11 protein-coding genes are annotated in these 16,987 nt (G+C 50.5%); 3 read left to right on the top strand and 8 right to left on the bottom strand.

Going from position 1 to position 16,987, the window contains the following annotated elements:
• Positions 1–128: 128 nt before the first annotated feature.
• From tssM to tssH, 8 genes are all read right to left on the bottom strand, one after another.
• Positions 129–3,953, bottom strand: coding sequence for a type VI secretion system membrane subunit TssM (gene tssM / locus EHV07_RS00730; RefSeq protein ID WP_147193916.1), 3,825 nt, complete (start codon positions 3,951–3,953; stop codon positions 129–131).
• Between the two features lie 11 nt (positions 3,954–3,964).
• Positions 3,965–5,305 carry a type VI secretion system protein TssL, long form gene (gene tssL / locus EHV07_RS00725; protein WP_147193914.1) on the bottom strand — a complete coding sequence of 447 codons (1,341 nt, stop codon included), beginning with the start codon at positions 5,303–5,305 and terminating at the stop codon, positions 3,965–3,967.
• A complete protein-coding gene (gene tssK / locus EHV07_RS00720; RefSeq protein WP_147193912.1) occupies positions 5,305–6,651 on the bottom strand; it encodes a type VI secretion system baseplate subunit TssK in 1,347 nt (448 codons plus the stop codon). Before tssK ends, tssL begins: the two co-directional genes overlap by 1 nt.
• Before the next feature lie 3 nt (positions 6,652–6,654).
• Positions 6,655–7,191 carry a type VI secretion system lipoprotein TssJ gene (gene tssJ, locus EHV07_RS00715; RefSeq protein ID WP_147193910.1) on the bottom strand — a complete coding sequence of 179 codons (537 nt, stop codon included), beginning with the start codon at positions 7,189–7,191 and terminating at the stop codon, positions 6,655–6,657.
• Positions 7,192–7,309: 118 nt separating this feature from the next.
• Complete coding sequence (locus EHV07_RS00710) at positions 7,310–7,795, bottom strand: Hcp family type VI secretion system effector (RefSeq protein ID WP_147193907.1); 486 nt, start codon at positions 7,793–7,795, stop codon at positions 7,310–7,312.
• A 163-nt stretch (positions 7,796–7,958) separates the two neighbouring features.
• A complete protein-coding gene (tssC, locus tag EHV07_RS00705; RefSeq protein WP_147193905.1) occupies positions 7,959–9,455 on the bottom strand; it encodes a type VI secretion system contractile sheath large subunit in 1,497 nt (498 codons plus the stop codon).
• A 17-nt stretch (positions 9,456–9,472) separates the two neighbouring features.
• A complete protein-coding gene (gene tssB, locus EHV07_RS00700; protein ID WP_371419660.1) occupies positions 9,473–10,006 on the bottom strand; it encodes a type VI secretion system contractile sheath small subunit in 534 nt (177 codons plus the stop codon).
• A 79-nt stretch (positions 10,007–10,085) separates the two neighbouring features.
• On the bottom strand, positions 10,086–12,734 hold the full coding sequence (gene tssH, locus EHV07_RS00695) for a type VI secretion system ATPase TssH (RefSeq protein WP_147193902.1): 2,649 nt from the start codon (positions 12,732–12,734) through the stop codon (positions 10,086–10,088).
• 278 nt (positions 12,735–13,012) lie between these two features.
• Here tssH and tssF point away from each other — a divergent pair, with 278 nt between their 5' ends.
• From tssF to EHV07_RS00680, 3 genes are read left to right on the top strand one after another with little or no spacing between them, the layout of a single operon-like run.
• On the top strand, positions 13,013–14,890 hold the full coding sequence (gene tssF, locus EHV07_RS00690; RefSeq protein WP_147193900.1) for a type VI secretion system baseplate subunit TssF: 1,878 nt from the start codon (positions 13,013–13,015) through the stop codon (positions 14,888–14,890).
• Entirely contained in the window at positions 14,890–15,933 is a 1,044-nt protein-coding gene (gene tssG / locus EHV07_RS00685; RefSeq protein ID WP_147193897.1) for a type VI secretion system baseplate subunit TssG, read from the top strand. Before tssF ends, tssG begins: the two co-directional genes overlap by 1 nt.
• Positions 15,930–16,985 carry an ImpA family type VI secretion system protein gene (locus tag EHV07_RS00680; RefSeq protein ID WP_147193894.1) on the top strand — a complete coding sequence of 352 codons (1,056 nt, stop codon included), beginning with the start codon at positions 15,930–15,932 and terminating at the stop codon, positions 16,983–16,985. Before tssG ends, EHV07_RS00680 begins: the two co-directional genes overlap by 4 nt.
• Positions 16,986–16,987: the final 2 nt, after the last annotated feature.

Raw genomic sequence — 16,987 nt, 5'->3', positions numbered from 1 at the left:
CTTAAAGTAATCGTTCTCGCCATATCAATACCTAATCCGTGGTTAATATTCCATGCGACAGCCAGACGGGGTTTGTCGCTTCGCTCATCCTGATTACAAAATCGGTAAGACTCCTTAATTCGCCGGCACTAAAATGCGCCAGGGCAACGGAAATTTTTTAATAAATCGATAATAAGTTCATCGTCATGCGTTAAACCGGTCACTTCAACGTTGATTCGTCGTCGGCTTAAATTGAAAATCAGCACCGGCTGGCCGGAATCGGATGTGGCGATATCTTTTACCGTATCCAGCCAGCGCATAAGCGCCCAGGGGCCGGTCATGGTCATGCCGTTATCTTCCAGCGTGACACGCGGTTTAGTGCTCATGTTAACCACCGACTCGGCGCGCTTTCCGGGCCACTGAAAACGCTTTGGCGTCACCGGACCGTGGGCGTATGTCATCACGCTGCCGTCAAAATTCAGATTCAGCTGGGTAATGCTGGGATCCATATAAGGAATAGTTACGGAGAAATTAATGCCCAGCTTGCTGCCGCCATTCTGGAAAAAGGCGCTGCGAATCTCTTCTGCCCGTTCAAAAATATCCAGCGCCTCTGAATCCTGGGTGTCGATATCACCGCTGTAGCGCCACGGCTTACTGCTGGTATCCACTTTGTCAGCCAGATTTTTTTTAAAATAGTCGTCGGCCAGGCCACCAGCGGCAAAAAAGCGTTCAAAATCCAGCAGGCTGACTTCTTCGCGGTTGTCCGCAAAGGGATAACGCCCCTGTAGCGTTGTACGACAGATTTCACCCAATCCCGCTGCAATAGTCTTATTGCTGCTGAATACAATTTGATGATTGACCCGCCGGTAAGCTCCGTTTAACAAAGGCGCAATAATATATTTGAACGGATCCGGCCAGACGGCAGATTCAGCACTCAGCCGCTGACCGGTGTCGGATACCACCGGCAAATTGCCGCTTTTAATCGCGCTGTCCGAAATGACCAGCAACGTGTACTGATCGTTCAACACGCTCATAATTTGCGCAAGCTTTGTTCCTGAGGATGGCGTTGCACCTTTCTCGCTGATCCCACCGACAAATTCCCGCAGTGGAATAAAATAGTTATCCACGCCTTCACGCAGCCGCTTTTTTTCGTGCGCAGCTAAGGCCAGACCGATCTTAGATGCCGCATCCACGAGCTGGCTGCTGACCATCGGCCTGTTCTGGCCTGCCAACAAACTGTCAGGCAACTCTGCGGACAGCGTGGTCTCTTTTACTGCCCGAGCCGCCAGGCTAATCAGCGGCGATTGAGTAGAAACCAGCGTACGCATCATGTAAATATCAAATGAAAGACCCATGTCCCGCTGATCAAACCCTTCGCTTTTCAGGCGGATATTGCGTAAAAAATCCTGCCATTGGCGAGTATATTCTTTCAGATAAAGTCCGGTAATCGCATCCTGCACAGGGTCGATTACGCCCGCAGTACGGCTGATCTTCAGCGATGCACCGGCGGCCGACTTTGGCGAATCGTCCATTATCCAGCGGTCTTCATCCTGCAACCCCCGCAGTATTCCGGCGAGTTTTTTTTTAAAAACCTGGTGGTAGCCTTCCCAGGTAAAAAGCCCCGGAATGCCGTTTTTCGCGAGGTCGGCATCAATAACGGTAAAAATTTGCCCGGCCTCTTCATCGGTCATTTTGCCGAGCGTCAGGTTTTCTGGCGCTTGAGCCTGTAGCAACGTTTTAACCCGTTCGTACAGACGCTCGTTCCGGGGGGTTTGGTTGAGAAACTCACGGGCTTCCGCGATCAGGTTTTTATCGACCGTCTGGCCATACTGCCGCCAGTCGGGATCGCTGAACAGCTGGTTAAGATGGGCAACAAACAGGCTTCTTTCTTCATAAGGCTGGATCAGGCCAGAAACCTCCCAGGCTCGGGTCGTCTGGCTAACCAGATAATCTGCACTGAACTCTCCCTGTCCCGTCAGCATCAGATAGCGTTTCAGCGCGTGAAAAATTTCTGTGCTGTCCCGATTGAGAATCGCCGACTGCAACGATTCATGCGCCTGAGTCACAATCGGTGGCAGCAGTAATCGCCGCAGAAAATAGTGATAAAGGCCGTCGGCCTGTTTCGCCAGTTCAGTACCCGTGTACAAACCATAGCGGAACGCTATATCAGGATGGCGTATCTCCAGTCCGGCAAATTCAGGCAGGTACTGCGCCCCGTTGAGCAGAATCGGTAACCGATCCCGATCGGGATTTTTCTGGAAGGTTTTCACCTCATTTTCCAGGCTGGCGACTTTAACCATCGTCGCGGCCTGGTACTCGCCGTTATTTTTATAGCTGTGGTATAAACCGCTGAGCAGCAGTAAGGCCGTAATAAGACACAGAGCATGGCCGAACAAGTTCTGGAAGCGGTATTTTGATTCCACTCGCAGATTATGCTGCACCAGATCGGCATCTTTGATAATGATGTCTGAGAACAGCTGCCGGAGAAAATATTGCCGCCCCCAGGCGACATCCGTCACCAAAGAATCACTCCCTTCCTGCAAGGTCGCGGAATAAGCCAGCGAGGGAGAATGCTGATTACTGACAAAATTGCGCCATTTCTGCATCAGCGTAATGTTGTTAACCATCACCCGATTTTCCGGCTGATGATTGCTAACAAAATAGACGCCGCGCAGTGAGGTATAGCGTTGCGTTTCGTCATAGCGGGAAGAAAAGAAAATGTTTTGCAGCACCTCCGCCACACCCTGTGCCAGCATTCTGAAGTCCTGCGGCAGCGCATACATTTTTTTCCTGTCCGCGTTGTCGTACTCTTCCTGCTGGCGCAGCGTCATGTTTCTTTCAAGGCGGTTTTCCAGCAGCGTAAGTTCGGACTCAACGCGCTCGCGCAGTTCATTGATTGAGGTCGTCATTTCTTCGCCGTAGGGAAAGGTGACGCCCCACAGCTGCCCGCGTTCCTGTTCGGTAAGGCTGCGAAAATATTCGGTAAATCCAGCGAGTTGGTCAACTTTGGTAATCAAAACATAAACCGGAAAGCGGACGTCCAGCGCTTTACGGGCATCGTCCAGGCGAGCGCGGATCTTTGCTGACAGATCGTACAGCTCGGTTTTATTCCATCCCATAATTTCAGCAACGGAAAGGGTGACGATAATACCGTTCAGCGCTTTCACCGGCCGGTATTTTTTAATTGCTTTTAATATGCCGTGCCATTCCGGCAGGCAACTTTGCGGCTGCTCGACATATTTTCCTGCGGTATCGATAAATAGCGCATCATTAGCAAACCAGCAGTCGCAGCTCCTTGTAGGCTGGCTCTCTTTACAAACACGGTTGAGTTGCTCCGGCAGTGGGAAATGTTGCCCGGAAGATAAAATCGCAGAGGTTTTACCCGCCTCCAGTGTACCAACAACCATATACCATGGCAGAGAGTCCGCGCTCCGCTCAGGAAAAAAAAGCCGGCGAAACCACGGCAGAGTTTGACGGATTTTTTTGATGTAGTCAGCGGCTTCGCGGATGGCTGAATTCACCTCCGAAACATTGGCATCCGCTCTGGTTTCGTCTGTGTGGCTGAAAAATCCCTCCAGCAGTTTGGGGTTGTTTTTCAACGCCAGCAGTAATTTCCAGACGCCATACAGCAGTGTTATGGTCACAATGACGCTAATAACCATCAGCCTGCCGTTAACGCTTTTCAGCGGATAGCCATCACCAATAAAAAGATAAGGGCCAATCACCCAAACAATCACCCCGAGCGTAGTGGCGACAATCAGGAAGAAGGGAACGCTGAACCCTAAGCCAATCAGGCAGCATACGGCGAGCACGATGAAGAGAGCCCGGGCCTCAACGCTTTCCAGAGGCCGGGTTTCGCCAAACCCAAGAAACGGACCAAGGAACCAAATTGCGGCCACGATGAGCAAAAAAATAATGATGACCATCGTGGTCTTAATGATGCGATGTGAGAATATCCTGTTCAAAAAACGCATTATTTAACTCATCAATAAGTGACAAAAAATTCCACACGCCGGTTCTGCGCACGCCCTTGCGGATCTTTATTGCTGCTAACGGGTTGACTGTCGCCTGCCCCGCGGACGGTGATTTTGCTGGGATCCATGCCTTCAGCAATAAAATAGCGGGCAACGTCCGCAGCACGCTTCTCCGACAGCACCTGATTATTGGAAAAGGTTTTGGTTTTAACCGGCGTGGAATCGGTGTGACCCACAATCACCACGTCGCCATTTACCCGATGCACCTCTTTGACCACCCGTAAAAGAACAGGCTCCATCGCGGAAATAACTTTGTCTGAACCGGAAAGGAAGACTGAATCACCGCGAAAGACGACCTTACTCTGGCTCTGCGTTTCATCCACGCTGACCATTTTTTTCGCGATCTCCTCTTTCAGCAATGTAGCCAACCGTAAACGTAGCCGTACCGGTGGCCTGCTAACGTTCAACTGCTGCATGGCGTAAATACGCTGCTGGATCAGCATGCCCTGGCTTGATAACCAATATTTGCACCAGATAAACAGGGCACCGACCAGCAGAAAGGCCAGTAAAAACGAGGCACGAACCGGCACAATAAACCGTTCGCGTTTTCGCTTCTTATCGCGGACCACCATCCCATGAGGTGATAGCGCCGCAGGCATCGAATCGCGAGTGCTTTGAACCAGCGTTAACAGACGCTGGCGGATTTTAGTTAGCTGACGATCGCCATCTTCCAGAATGCTGTAGCGTCCCTCAAAGCCCAGCCCCAGGATGCGTAATAACACCTCCAGCACGTCCACATACTCATGCGGGTTCATCGACAAACGGCCCACTAACAGGAAGAATTTATTGCCGCCGTCGTTATCGCCTTCAAAATAGTTAAGGATGTTGCTCTGCGACCACCCTGTTTCTATACCCCAGGCGGTCGTCAGCGCTGCCTCATCTAACGCGGTACAGATGCAGTAGCGCACGATGGCCATCTTCTTCCAGGAGATATTGACCTCATCACAGACAACGCTGAAGAGATTGATTTCCTGTTTCAGGCTGCGCTTAAGCAGATCCACATGTTCAGCCGCCAGCATGCTGTCGGGCATATCACTCAGCGCACGTAAAAGCGGCTGCACCGCTTCAAGTAAGGGATTGACCGCTTTTTTCACCGTCATTACCCGCTGTTGAACCCCCTCGCTTTTCAGCGAAGCTTCACTCTTCATGCTCCGATCCGTGGAGGCAAATCCGGCCAGCGTTTCTGTATCAGTGTCGTCAGGCATACCGGAAGCGGGCTGCTCATCCAGCAAAAATTTGCCTAATGCCTGAGGCGTTGGCGTAACCTGCGGCGCGTCCGGTTCCGGTTTCATCAGGTTCTGACTCCCCAAAGTTCCATCTTCAGCTGAGGGAAATCACCGGCAACATGCAGGGCAAGCGCGCCCGTTGCGGCGATTTTCTCCCAAAAGGGGCCACTTTTTGCCAGGTCAAAGTAGACGTAACCTGAGTGATAAGGAATTTGGCGCGGTGGAACAGGCAGCCCCTGTAAGACCAGTCCTGGCAGGTGAGATCGCACCAGTTCATGAAGCTGCTGCGGGGCACTGATTTTAGCCTGTGCCGAAAATTGCTGTTGCAGGACATCCATAGGCAGCTGGGCATGCACCGCCAGCACCAGATTAGAGAAGGTCAGCAGCTCGCCGGGTAGCACTGCCGCCGTCCAGACGCCGTTGCCTTTGGCATGTAAAACAATCATCTGCCCGGCACGGATCAGGATCTGATTGAGCAGATCGTGAAGATCCTCAACCAGAGGGCGTATCGACTGGTAAAGGCGTGCATGATCGTAACCCGGTGCACTTTTGGGCCGCCGGGTTGAAGTACGAATAAAGGTCGACAGCTCGCCAGCGAATTTAGCCAGTTCCTGATACAGCTGAATCGGCGGCAGTTCCGGCACATGCCGCAGGTGGTCCAGGATCGGTTCATATTTATTAAAAATTTGCAGCAACAGATAATCGACCACTTCCGCACTCGCGCTGGCCTTGCCATCGCTGCTTGATAAGCGATTAGCCAGCATTTCGGCACGCATTTTCACCAGCCCATTAAGATGCGTCAGCCATTCGGTGAGTAGCGGGTTAGCCGCATAGCCGGTTACCGGCGGAATATGATCGTCAACATGCAGCAGCACGCTGCCGTCAGGCTGAATCGCTTTGACCCTGGTCAGCGGCAGACCAATCCAGGATTCCGTCATTTCGCTTTCACAAACCAGTTTCAGGCGCAGCTTCGCCAGTTGCACCGGTTTCGGCCCCTGACGGATAGCATTGGTATCGCTCAGCTCTGTTTCAAACGCCGAGAAGCGAGCCAGAGAGCCATAATCTTTACGTTCAAAAATCGTTTCATCGCTGTTATGCAGCCGTAGCGGAACGGCCAGATAAATCATCTTTCCCAGATGATCGGACGTAACGGTCAGCGGTTCAGGCAGCGCGGCGTGGTCAGGAATATCAAATGGCGTACCGTCCGGTAGCACACCACGACCCGTGCGCAGTACCAGCTTTCCATATGAAAGAGCTTCCATATCAATATCATAACTGGAAAATCCCCAGAAAAATGGCGAGAGGGTTGCCGCACGCTTGTGCGCATAATATTCAAAATAGCGTTCCTGCTGCTGAAATAGCTGTGGACGAAGAAACAGCCCTTCGCTCCAGACGACTTTATTTGTTCTCACCGTTTAATCCATTTTATCGATTGAGATAGCCAGACTTTCAAAATTCACGGTCAGAACAATTGCCTCACCGGGCAATACCTTCCGCCACCATGATTTTTTATTGTGTTTTTTATACAGCTCCCAGACCTCGCTCCAGCCAGCCCGGTCGATCTCCCGATAGGCCGCTACCATTCCCAGAGCAAGGGTTTCTTTGTCGGGCGACAACGTCAGCGTTCTGCTTTCACCAGGAATGATAATGCCTTCGTACACTTTTTTAGTTTCTGCTTTAAGTACGTCGCTGGAACCGTCAGTGATAGTGAAAAAATCGCTATTTTCGAAATTATCCAGCGATTTCAGCTCAAAAATATAAATACTCAGAGGCGCCGCTTTGCCCTCTTCATTGAGATTAATATCGTTGGCAGCAACAAGTTTAATTTTAAAGCTGTCGGGCGTCTTTTTGGAAAAGGGCGAGCTGCAACCAGCGAGTAAAAATGACATTAATATTGCCAATAAAAAGGCGCTAACCGGGTTCGCTAAAACGGATATTTTTAAATATTGCATAGGACATGAACCTTTACTACGTCGTTATGAGGGCTACATTTTTGGTTTTATTGTTTTGCCGCCATTGCCAATAACTTGCCACCCGGCGGGTGGCAAGTTATTTTCTCACCCATTAAAATTAATTACTTACATTAGCTTTAATGTCATAACTTGCTGAAATTACGCCAGATTTACTTCCCTCTGAGTTCTGCATGACATAATCCTGTGTCACTTTGGTGAAGGCCAGGCTGATATTTTCACGAGGACGTATTTCGTCGTCGGCGGATCCGGCCATATCCACACGGGTAACGATGACGTCAGTAAAGGTAATCGTCAGGTATTCCAGAGGATTGCCACCTGCTTTACGCACCACAAAAACAACCGATTTAATATGCTTACCGGTCAGGCAGTAACTCAGCAAGTTTGGACTGGCTTTATCGGTATAATGAGAAAAGCAAAAATCATTTACCGTGGCCTTACCTGAGCCACCGCCAGAACCGCTGTGCATATTAGAATGTTGAAGAACATCCCAATGCCAGCTCAGCACTTCAATTTCATTGGTATGTGAGGAATCCAGCGATTCACCTTCGATTCCATCAATCTTGATAAACATATCTTGTGCCATGATATTTCCCTTATTAGCACTTGTTAAAAAGTCACATAAATATGTAACTCACCCTTTTATTCAGACAGATTATTCTCTTAATGCCGGGCATTGATGAATAACCTGCCGTTCAACAGCTAAAGATTCTGGGCAAGGCATTCGCCATCACTGGCGTAATTATTTATCAGGCTACGCCTTTCAACGAAGGCAGTCTGGCGACCATGCGCAGCGACACGGTCAGGCCTTCCAGCTGGAAGTGAGGCCGCAGGAAAAATTTTGCCTGGTAGTAGCCGGGATTACCTTCCACCTCTTCAACGACCACTTCAGCGGCGGCCAGCGGGCGGCGAGCTTTAGTTTCGAAAGATGAGTTTGCCGGATCGCCGTCAACATAGTTCATTACCCAATCATTCAGCCACCTCTGCATTTCGTCGCGCTCTTTGAAGGAGCCGATTTTGTCACGCACGATACATTTCAAATAGTGCGCAAAGCGTGAGCAGGCAAACATGTAAGGCAGACGGGCGGAGAGATTGGCGTTAGCCGTTGCGTCAGGATCATAATATTCCGCCGGCTTTTGGAGAGATTGTGCGCCAATAAAAGCTGCATAATCAGTATTTTTGCGGTGGATCAGCGGGATAAATCCGTTTTTCGCCAACTCGGCTTCACGACGATCGGAAATAGCGATTTCTGTCGGGCACTTCATGTCAATGCCGCCATCGTCGGTCGGGAACGTGTGGCAGGGTAATCCTTCTACCACCCCACCGCTTTCGACGCCGCGGATCAGCGTACACCAGCCATAACGCTTGAAGGAGCGATTAATATTGACCGCCATTGCATAGGCTGCATTCGACCAGACATATTTACTGTGATCGGCCCCATCCGTTGTCTCTTCAAAATTGAAATTATCGACTGGATTGGTCTGGATCCCATACGGCAGGCGCGCCAGGAAGCGTGGCATCGCCAGGCCAATGTAGCGGGAATCTTCCGACTGACGCAGCGAATTCCAGGCGGTGTATTCCAGATTTTGCGTAAAGATTTTGGTCAAATCGCGCGGATTCGCCAGCTCCTGCCAGGAGTCCATTTGTAGCACCGAAGGCGCAGCGCCAGTGATGAACGGCACGTGAGCAGAGGCCGCTATTTTGCCAATGGATGACAACAGATCAACATCAGGCGCGTTATGATCGAAGAAATAGTCAGCGACCAGGCAACCATAAGGCTCGCCGCCCAGCTGACCATATTCCTCTTCATATATCTGTTTAAATAGCGGGCTTTGATCCCAGGCGATGCCTTTATATCGACGCAGATTACGACGCAGGTCATCCTTAGAGATATCCATAAAGCGCAGCTTCAACTTCTCGTCAGTTTCGGTGTTATTAACCAGATAGTGCAGGCCGCGCCAGGCACTTTCCAGCGCCTGAAACTCGGGATGATGCAGGATAATATTGATTTGCTCTGAGAGCTTTCGGTCAATTTCTGCAATAAATGCCGCAATATTTTTATAAGCATCATCGGCCATCGTCACAGAGCTGCTGAGTGCCTGTTCTGCCAGCGTTTTAACCGCGTTTTCAACCGCTGACTTCGCCTGCGCCGATTTAGGCTTAAATTCTTTATTCAGCAGCGAATTAAAATCATTGTGGATGGTGCTGGCCGCCGCCGGTGGGTTCTTTTCAAGTTGCATCGACATGCTATCCCTCATCTGAATCAATTTTTCGGTGATGCGTCATTAGGCGCAGCGATCGGCTTCGGTGCTGAAGCCAGCGTGGAAAGCAACGTTTTGTCCTTCAACACTTTCATCACCAGGCTTTCTGCTCCCGCTTTCCCATCCATATAGGTTTGCAGATTAGCCAGCTGGGTTCGTGCCTCCAACAATTGCGAAAGCGAATCAACTTTTCTGGCGATTTCATCCGGCGAAAAATCATTGATACTTTCAAATGTCATATCAATCATTAACTGTCCTTCGCCGGTCAGGGTATTCGCTACAGCGAAAGCGACTCGGGGTTTCATCGCCTTCATTCGTTCGTCAAAATTGTCGATATCAATGTTGAGGAATTTCCTGTCTGCCACCGGAGCTAACGGCTCCAGCGCTTTACCGGAAAGATCGGCCAGAACACCCATAACAAAAGGCAGCTCTATTTTTTTCTCACTACCGTAAATTTCCACATCATATTCAATCTGTACGCGAGGTGCCCGATTTCTGGCAATAAATTTTTGCGAACTACCGTTATTTCTATTCATGATGTCCCTTTCCTGGATTTCTATTCCTTTTAAACATTTGGCCATAGCATTATCAGGCTACATGGCGTCCCAATCAGCGCTATTTATTTCTGAAAACAATGTTTATCCGTTCTTCTTCATCACACTCTAAATAAACTGTGCGGCCTGCGGTTTCAAGTTCACCAGCAAGAATGCGACGCCCCATTTCTGGCGAAATATTTTGTTCAATAAAACGAATTAACATTCTCGCGCCTGTTTCGGCTACAGGGCATTGATCGACAATATGTTTTACCAGCGCGTCGCTGTAACACAGCGACGCAGCATGCTGTTGTTGCAGGCGTTCACCGATTTTATTGAGATGGAGTCGGACAATATATTGTAATGACGCCTGCTGTAACGGCAAATAAGGCACCACAGCAGTTCTACCCAGAAATGCTGCCGGAAATGTTTTCAACAACTCGGACTGAAGCATCTTTTTCAGCCCGTCCGCTTCAGGTGCAGTATCCGCATCAGCACAGAGCGTGGCAATCAGCTCGCTACCCGCATTGCTGGTCAGGAGCAATATGGTATTTTTAAAATCAATCTGTCGTCCTTCGCCATCTTCCATGCGCCCCTTATCGAAAACCTGGAAAAAAAGCTCATGCACATCCGGATGCGCTTTCTCAATCTCGTCCAGCAATACCACGCTGTAAGGCTTACGGCGCACGGCTTCGGTTAATACGCCACCTTCACCATAACCGACGTAGCCCGGCGGTGAACCTTTTAGTGAAGAGACAGTATGCGCCTCCTGATATTCACTCATATTAAGGGTGATGAGATTGTGCTCACCACCGTAAAGCTGTTCAGCTATGGCCAACGCGGTTTCGGTTTTGCCGACGCCAGAAGGGCCCGCCAGCATAAATACGCCGATGGGTTTACACGGATCGGCCAGTCCTGCTCGGGCGGTCTGAATACTTTCGCTGACCTGACGGAGCGCATGATCCTGACCAATTACCCGTTCCGCCAACCGCTGCGGAAGCTCAAGAACGGCCCGAATATCATCTTTCAGCATCTGTCCCACAGGAATGCCGGTCCAGTCTGCGACAATGCTGCCGATCACCTCAGCATTAACTTCCGCGTGAACCAGCGGCTGCTCGCCACGAAGCGTTTGCAGATCGGCTTCAAGCCCGGCCAGCTTATTTTGCAACTGCAAGACGCTCTTTTCTTCTGGCGATCCCTGTTGAGCCAGCGACTGTAATTCTTCACGCACTGCCATAATGGCCGCGACCTGCGTTTTTTCACTTTGCCAGCGTCCGTCGAGCTGCTGAAATTTTGCTGTTTGCTGAGCAATTCGCTCAATCAGAGAATCCGCATCGCCTTTCTTACCTTTACCCAGATGCAGCGCCTTTTCCGTTAAGGCTAATTCTGTTTGTGCCGTTTCCATCTGAAATTTGAGGATTTGTAACTCCGCAGGCGGCGTGTGTTGCGCAACTGCGACACGAGCGCAGGCGGTATCCAGCAAGCTAATGGCTTTATCCGGCAGCTGACGGGCTGGAATGTAACGATGTGAAAGGCGAACCGCAGCCTGTAACGCCTCATCCGTAATCCAGACCTGATGATGTTTTTCGAGAACCGGCAGCAGGCTACGCAGCATACAGGCTGCGGTTTCCTCATCCGGCTCCGTTACCTGCAACACCTGAAATCGCCGGGTTAGCGCCGGATCTTTCTCGATATGACGTTTGAATTCACGCCATGTAGTCGCGCCAATTGTCCGCAGCTGGCCTCTCGCCAGCGCCGGTTTTAACAGGTTGGCAGCATCACCGGTTCCGGCAGTACCACCCGCGCCCACCAGCGTATGGACTTCATCAATAAAAAGGATCACCGGCTGTGGCGAAGCGATAGCCTCTTCTAATACCGATTTCAGTCGCGCCTCGAATTCGCCTTTCATGCTTGCCCCGGCGGAAAGCGCAACGACATCCAGCGCAAGCAAACGAACTTTGGCAAGTGCCGGCGGCACATTACCCGCCACGATTTCCAGCGCCAGTCCTTCAACCACTGCCGTTTTACCAACGCCCGCTTCGCCGGTTAACAGGGGATTGTTTTGACGGCGGCGCAGCAGAATATCCGTCATGGTACTAATTTCACGATCGCGTCCCGTGACCGGATCGATTTTACCTTCACGGGCAAGTGCGGTGAGATCGGTGGCGTATTGATTTAGCCCACCCTCGCGTTTTTCCACGCTGAGGGCATTGCTGGCTTCGCCCGGGACGGCACCGTCCTGGGCTGATTCGCTAACTTCCGGTGAGTTTTGCGTGATGTAGCCAAAATCATGGGTTAAATGTTCCAGCGAAATACGTTCAAAAGCGGGAGAAATAGCGAATAAAGCGCGGCGCAACTCCATAGTCGTCAGCATGGCGATCAATAAATGCCCGCTACGAATACGGCTGTCGTAGCATTCCAGACTGGCATAAATCCATGCGCGTTCAATGGCCAGCTCAATATGATAAGAGAAATCAGATAAGGTACTGGCACCCGCAGGCAAACGAGCCAGTGACTGAGTAAATCCGCTTTCCATAACCTCAGCATCTACTTCAAAATGCCGGGCAATCAGGCGGAAGTCATTTTCGCCCTGGCCCCAAAGCTGATTTAACCAGTGAACCAGTTCGACATAAGGGTTGCCACGCAGCTTACAAAGCGTGGTTGCACTCTCGATACTTTTGAACAGAGTCTCATCCAGCTTGCCAAATAAATTCGATCTGGTAATCGCCACGTTATCATTCCTTAATAGCGCTTTATAATGTGGTTCACAGTGAATTTATCCTAATCAAGAAAATCGCAAACAAAAAGCCCTTAATTTAGGAATATAAAAATTTAAGAATTCAGCCCGAAACTTATTCCTGATTATCCCCACTGTAAAACCATAAACCATTATTAACAAAAGGATTTTTTATAAAATACTTATTAGCCTCTCGAACTTAATATTGAGCATATATGATTCACCATGCTATAACCCTTGCGGGTTAAACAATGGAATGAACGGAACAGGGCATGGATCATAAATTTCTTGATTATTACAATCAGGAACTCACCTTCATGAAAGAAATGGCGGGAGAGTTTGCCGAAAAACACCCTAAAATAGCCTCTCGCTTAGGTATGCATGGCGTAGAAGTAGCCGATCCTTTCGTCGAACGTCTAATAGAAGCTTTTTGTTTTTTATCTGCGCGTACGCAACTAAAACTGGATGCAGAATTTCCTAAATTTACTCAACGCCTGCTGGATATTGTTTACCCCAATTATAATGCGCCCACGCCATCAATGGGCGTGGTACAACTGGTGCCCAATTCAAAAGAAGGTGATTTAACTCAGGGCTATCTGGTTCCTAAAAACAGTACTTTTCATACTAAAATATTGCCAGGAGAAAATAGTCGTTGCGAGTTTCGTAACGGACAGGAGGTAATGCTCTGGCCCATTGAGATCACCGAAGTCCGCCTGACATCCATTCCCCCCGACATGCCCAATCTGGAAAAGCACCGTATTCAGTCCAGCAGGCTGAAAGGCGCGCTGCGTATCCGGCTTAAGCTGCATGACGATAAAGTTTTTTCCCAGTTAACGTCTCTCGATCGGCTGCCGCTGTATATTGATGGCGATGAAAGAATTGTTTCCCATCTTTTTGAGCTTTTGCACACCAGCCATGTCGCCATGATCATCCGCTCGGGCGATGAAAAAGACCGGGATGTGGTTATCAGTCAGCATCCTCTCGCTTTCGAAGGCCTGAGTCCCGACCAGACGCTGTTGCCGCTGTCGTGGAACATGTTTCACGGCCACAATCTCATTCATGAGTATTTTACCTGCCGTCAGCGGTTTTACTTTTTTACACTGACGCAGTTATCTGCTGGCCTGAAAAATAATCATACCAGCGAAGCGGAATTAATCGTTCTGCTGGACCGGCTCCCGCAGGAGCTGATTGGTCATGTTGATCCGTCAAAATTTTTATTGTTCTGTACGCCGGTGATCAATCTTTTTCCCAAAATCGTGGACAGAATTGAAGTTAACCGGGCGCTTAACGCTTTTCACGTGGTGCCCGATCGCAGCCGCCCGCTGGACTTTGAAGTATTTTCCGTCAACAAAGTATTGGGTCAGCAAGCGGAAAAGAATGAAGAAGTTGTTTTTAATCCGCTTTATCAAACCCGTCATTGTGATTCCGGCAATTTTGGCCGCTATTTTTCCATTCAGCGTGAAGCCAGGATCAGGGAGGATGGCAGGCGTAAATATGACACCAGAACGCCTTATCTGGGTACGGAGGTTTTCGTTTCGCTGGTCGACCAACAGGAAGCGCCTTATGCCGATCGGATACGCTATCTGACGGTAGAAGCTATGGTGACCAACAGGGATTTACCCAGACTCATTGCCAAAAGCGACGGCTACGATCTTTCCATGCCAGATGCAGTCCCTATTCTTGGCGCATCGTTTATCTGCCAGCCCAGTGCGCCACGTGCGCCTTTTGCGCTGGGTGAGTCGGCGTGGCGTTTGATCCGCCAGCTCAGTTTTAACTATCTGCCACTGTCTGATATGGAACACAATTCTGGCGGCGAATCCCTACGTAATATGCTGCGCCTGTTTCTTAACGGTTCGGATCATCAATCAAATGCGCAAGTCGACAGCCTGATTGGTTGTAAAACAGAACCGGTTACGCGTCGCTTGCCGGGTGAGGGTCTGTTGGTGTACGGCAGAGGTATTCGCTGCATGCTGACGGTGGATGAGCAAGGATTTTCCGGCATCAGTCCTTATCTGTTTGGCCTGATCATGGAGAACTATCTCTCCCGACACGCGTCCATAAATGTTTTTACCGAAACAGAACTGCATTCGATGCAGCGAGGGAAAGTGGCCGGCTGGCCGGGGCGTCCCGGTAAGCGAGGAGCGTTGTAATGGAAAATCAACGCCCTGCACTGGACGCATGGTTTGATGAGGATCGGCCCTGGCAAGCGGGTTTTATCAGTCTTATGCGTGCGATTAGCGCCAAAAACCCTGAGATGTCCCTGCCCGGTACGGCGGCAAGGCCTTCGCAGGAGATGTTCCGCCTTGGGCAGGCAGCCTCCATGGCATTTTCTCCCCGTGAAATTTCGCACATGGACATGCAGGATGGCCGACTGCAGCTACGGCTGTTTGGTCTTGGCTCCTGGGGGCCGCAGGGTGCTTTACCGCTGCATCTTTCTGAACTGGCCTGGTCCCGTTCAGCGCAGCGCGATGCCACTTTGACGGACTTTGTGGATATTTTTCATCATCGCGCGCTGTCGCTTTTTTATCGTGCCTGGTTCGTGGCTCAGGATACGGCATCACTGGACAGATCCAGCGACGAACGGTTCTCCTTTTATATCGCCAGCCTGATCGGCATGGATCCGCAGGATTTATCCACCAAATGCTTACCCGCGCATGCCCGCCTGGCTTCCTCTGCGCATCTCATCCGTGAGGCGCGTAACCCCGATGGTTTGCTGGGTGCCATTCGCTATTACTTTCAGGTCGATGCGCAGATGGAAGAGTATGTCACGCAGTGGATTTCTCTTGATGCTCAGGATTGTTCGATTCTTGGCGAGAGAGACGCCGCTCTACAGCTGGGTGATGGCGCCATCCTCGGCGATACCGTTCGCGACAGACAGCATAAATTCAAGCTTATCCTTGGCCCACTTACGCTGGAGCAATATATGCGCTTCAATCCGTGGGGATCGGATTTGCCAGTATTAAAAGAATGGGTTCGCAATTTTATCGGCTTTGAATATGCCTGGGATGCGCAGTTAGTACTGGCCGCTCACGAGGTTCCGCAGGCGTCGCTTAGCGGCAATCATCAACTGGGCTATGCCGTCTGGCTGGAAAGAGAAGAACGCACAAAACCGGTGTACGGCATGAGTTTTGAACCAGAACGCTATCAGGCTCAAGGCGCCAAACCTCCTCACCCGTTAAGGACAACACTATGACAGTAAGGATGCTGACTCACGTCTACTATCAACAGCTGCTACAGCCGCTGCCCGGCCCCTGTTTCTGCGGGGAAAATCTGGAATACGATGCTGGCTTTCTTATGCTCCAGGCAAGGCTACAGCCGCGATTGAACGCGGAATATGGCAGCTTTATTGAAGCTGCCGAACCGGTGAACTGGACAGAGACAGAGCGTGACTGCCTGATGCTGCTGCAACGAAGTAAAGACATCCGCCTGGTTGTCATCTTAATACGTTGTCGCATCAGGCAAATTGGCGTGGCTGCACTTGAGGAGGGCCTTCAGGCGCTGCACTCCCTTCTTATGGCCTATCCGGCCGAAATCTATCCACAGCTCGTTGAAGATGGCGAATACGACCCGTTGATGCGCGCTAATGCTTTATTGGAGCTGGAAGATAGCGGTGGCCTGCTGAAGGATCTGCGAAACCAAACGTTACCTAAAGCAGCCGGTTTACAGCTGATGATTAAGGATTTTGAAAAGGCGTATGCCTCACCTCGTGAAGAAGGCGCCCTACCCGAGGCTACGGCGGCGGCATTGCGGCAGGAGTGGGAAATGCGTCAGGACGAGGCCATTCTCTCTCTGCAAAATGCCGGGCAACATCTGAACGGATTACAACACCTGTTACAGGCATCATTGGGCGATGATGCGCCTGATTTTTCGCGACTGAGCGCTGTCCTTAACTTATTTACCCGCAAGCCCGATCCCTCTTTTTCTCTGCCGGTTTTGCCCGGTCAGGCGGCATCTCCCCCTGCACAACAGGATGAAGATATGGACAGGTCATTTATAGCACCAGGCGCCGGCGAAAATTTACCGGCCACCGCAGCCTCATCCTCCATACAGAAAGGCATCAGCAGTCGCCAGGAAGCGCTGGTAAAAATGCGGGAAATCCGTCAATGGTTTATGCGCATGGAGCCCAGCAGCCCGGTGAGTGTATTACTTGAATTCGCCGAGTTGGCCACAGGAAAAAGCTTTCCGGAATTGCTGAAAATCTTACCACCAGACGTTATCGCCAGGCTGGACCCGGGTAAGGAATAAGC

This window comes from Pantoea sp. CCBC3-3-1 (assembly GCF_007981265.1).
Lineage (GTDB): Bacteria > Pseudomonadota > Gammaproteobacteria > Enterobacterales > Enterobacteriaceae > Erwinia.
The sequence above is the reverse complement of the archived record's forward strand: the minus strand, read 5'-3'. Positions and strand labels throughout refer to the sequence as shown.

Excerpts from the sequence above, each read along its gene's own strand:
- tssJ (WP_147193910.1), bottom strand. The coding sequence starts at position 7,191 with ATGCAATATTTAAAAATATCCGTTTTAGCGAACCCGGTTAGCGCCTTT.
- EHV07_RS00680 (WP_147193894.1), top strand. The coding sequence starts at position 15,930 with ATGACAGTAAGGATGCTGACTCACGTCTACTATCAACAGCTGCTACAG.
- tssB (WP_371419660.1), bottom strand. The coding sequence starts at position 10,006 with ATGAATAGAAATAACGGTAGTTCGCAAAAATTTATTGCCAGAAATCGG.
- tssF (WP_147193900.1), top strand. The coding sequence starts at position 13,013 with ATGGATCATAAATTTCTTGATTATTACAATCAGGAACTCACCTTCATG.
- EHV07_RS00710 (WP_147193907.1), bottom strand. The coding sequence starts at position 7,795 with ATGGCACAAGATATGTTTATCAAGATTGATGGAATCGAAGGTGAATCG.
- tssG (WP_147193897.1), top strand. The coding sequence starts at position 14,890 with ATGGAAAATCAACGCCCTGCACTGGACGCATGGTTTGATGAGGATCGG.
- tssC (WP_147193905.1), bottom strand. The coding sequence starts at position 9,455 with ATGTCGATGCAACTTGAAAAGAACCCACCGGCGGCGGCCAGCACCATC.
- tssM (WP_147193916.1), bottom strand. The coding sequence starts at position 3,953 with ATGCGTTTTTTGAACAGGATATTCTCACATCGCATCATTAAGACCACG.
- tssL (WP_147193914.1), bottom strand. The coding sequence starts at position 5,305 with ATGAAACCGGAACCGGACGCGCCGCAGGTTACGCCAACGCCTCAGGCA.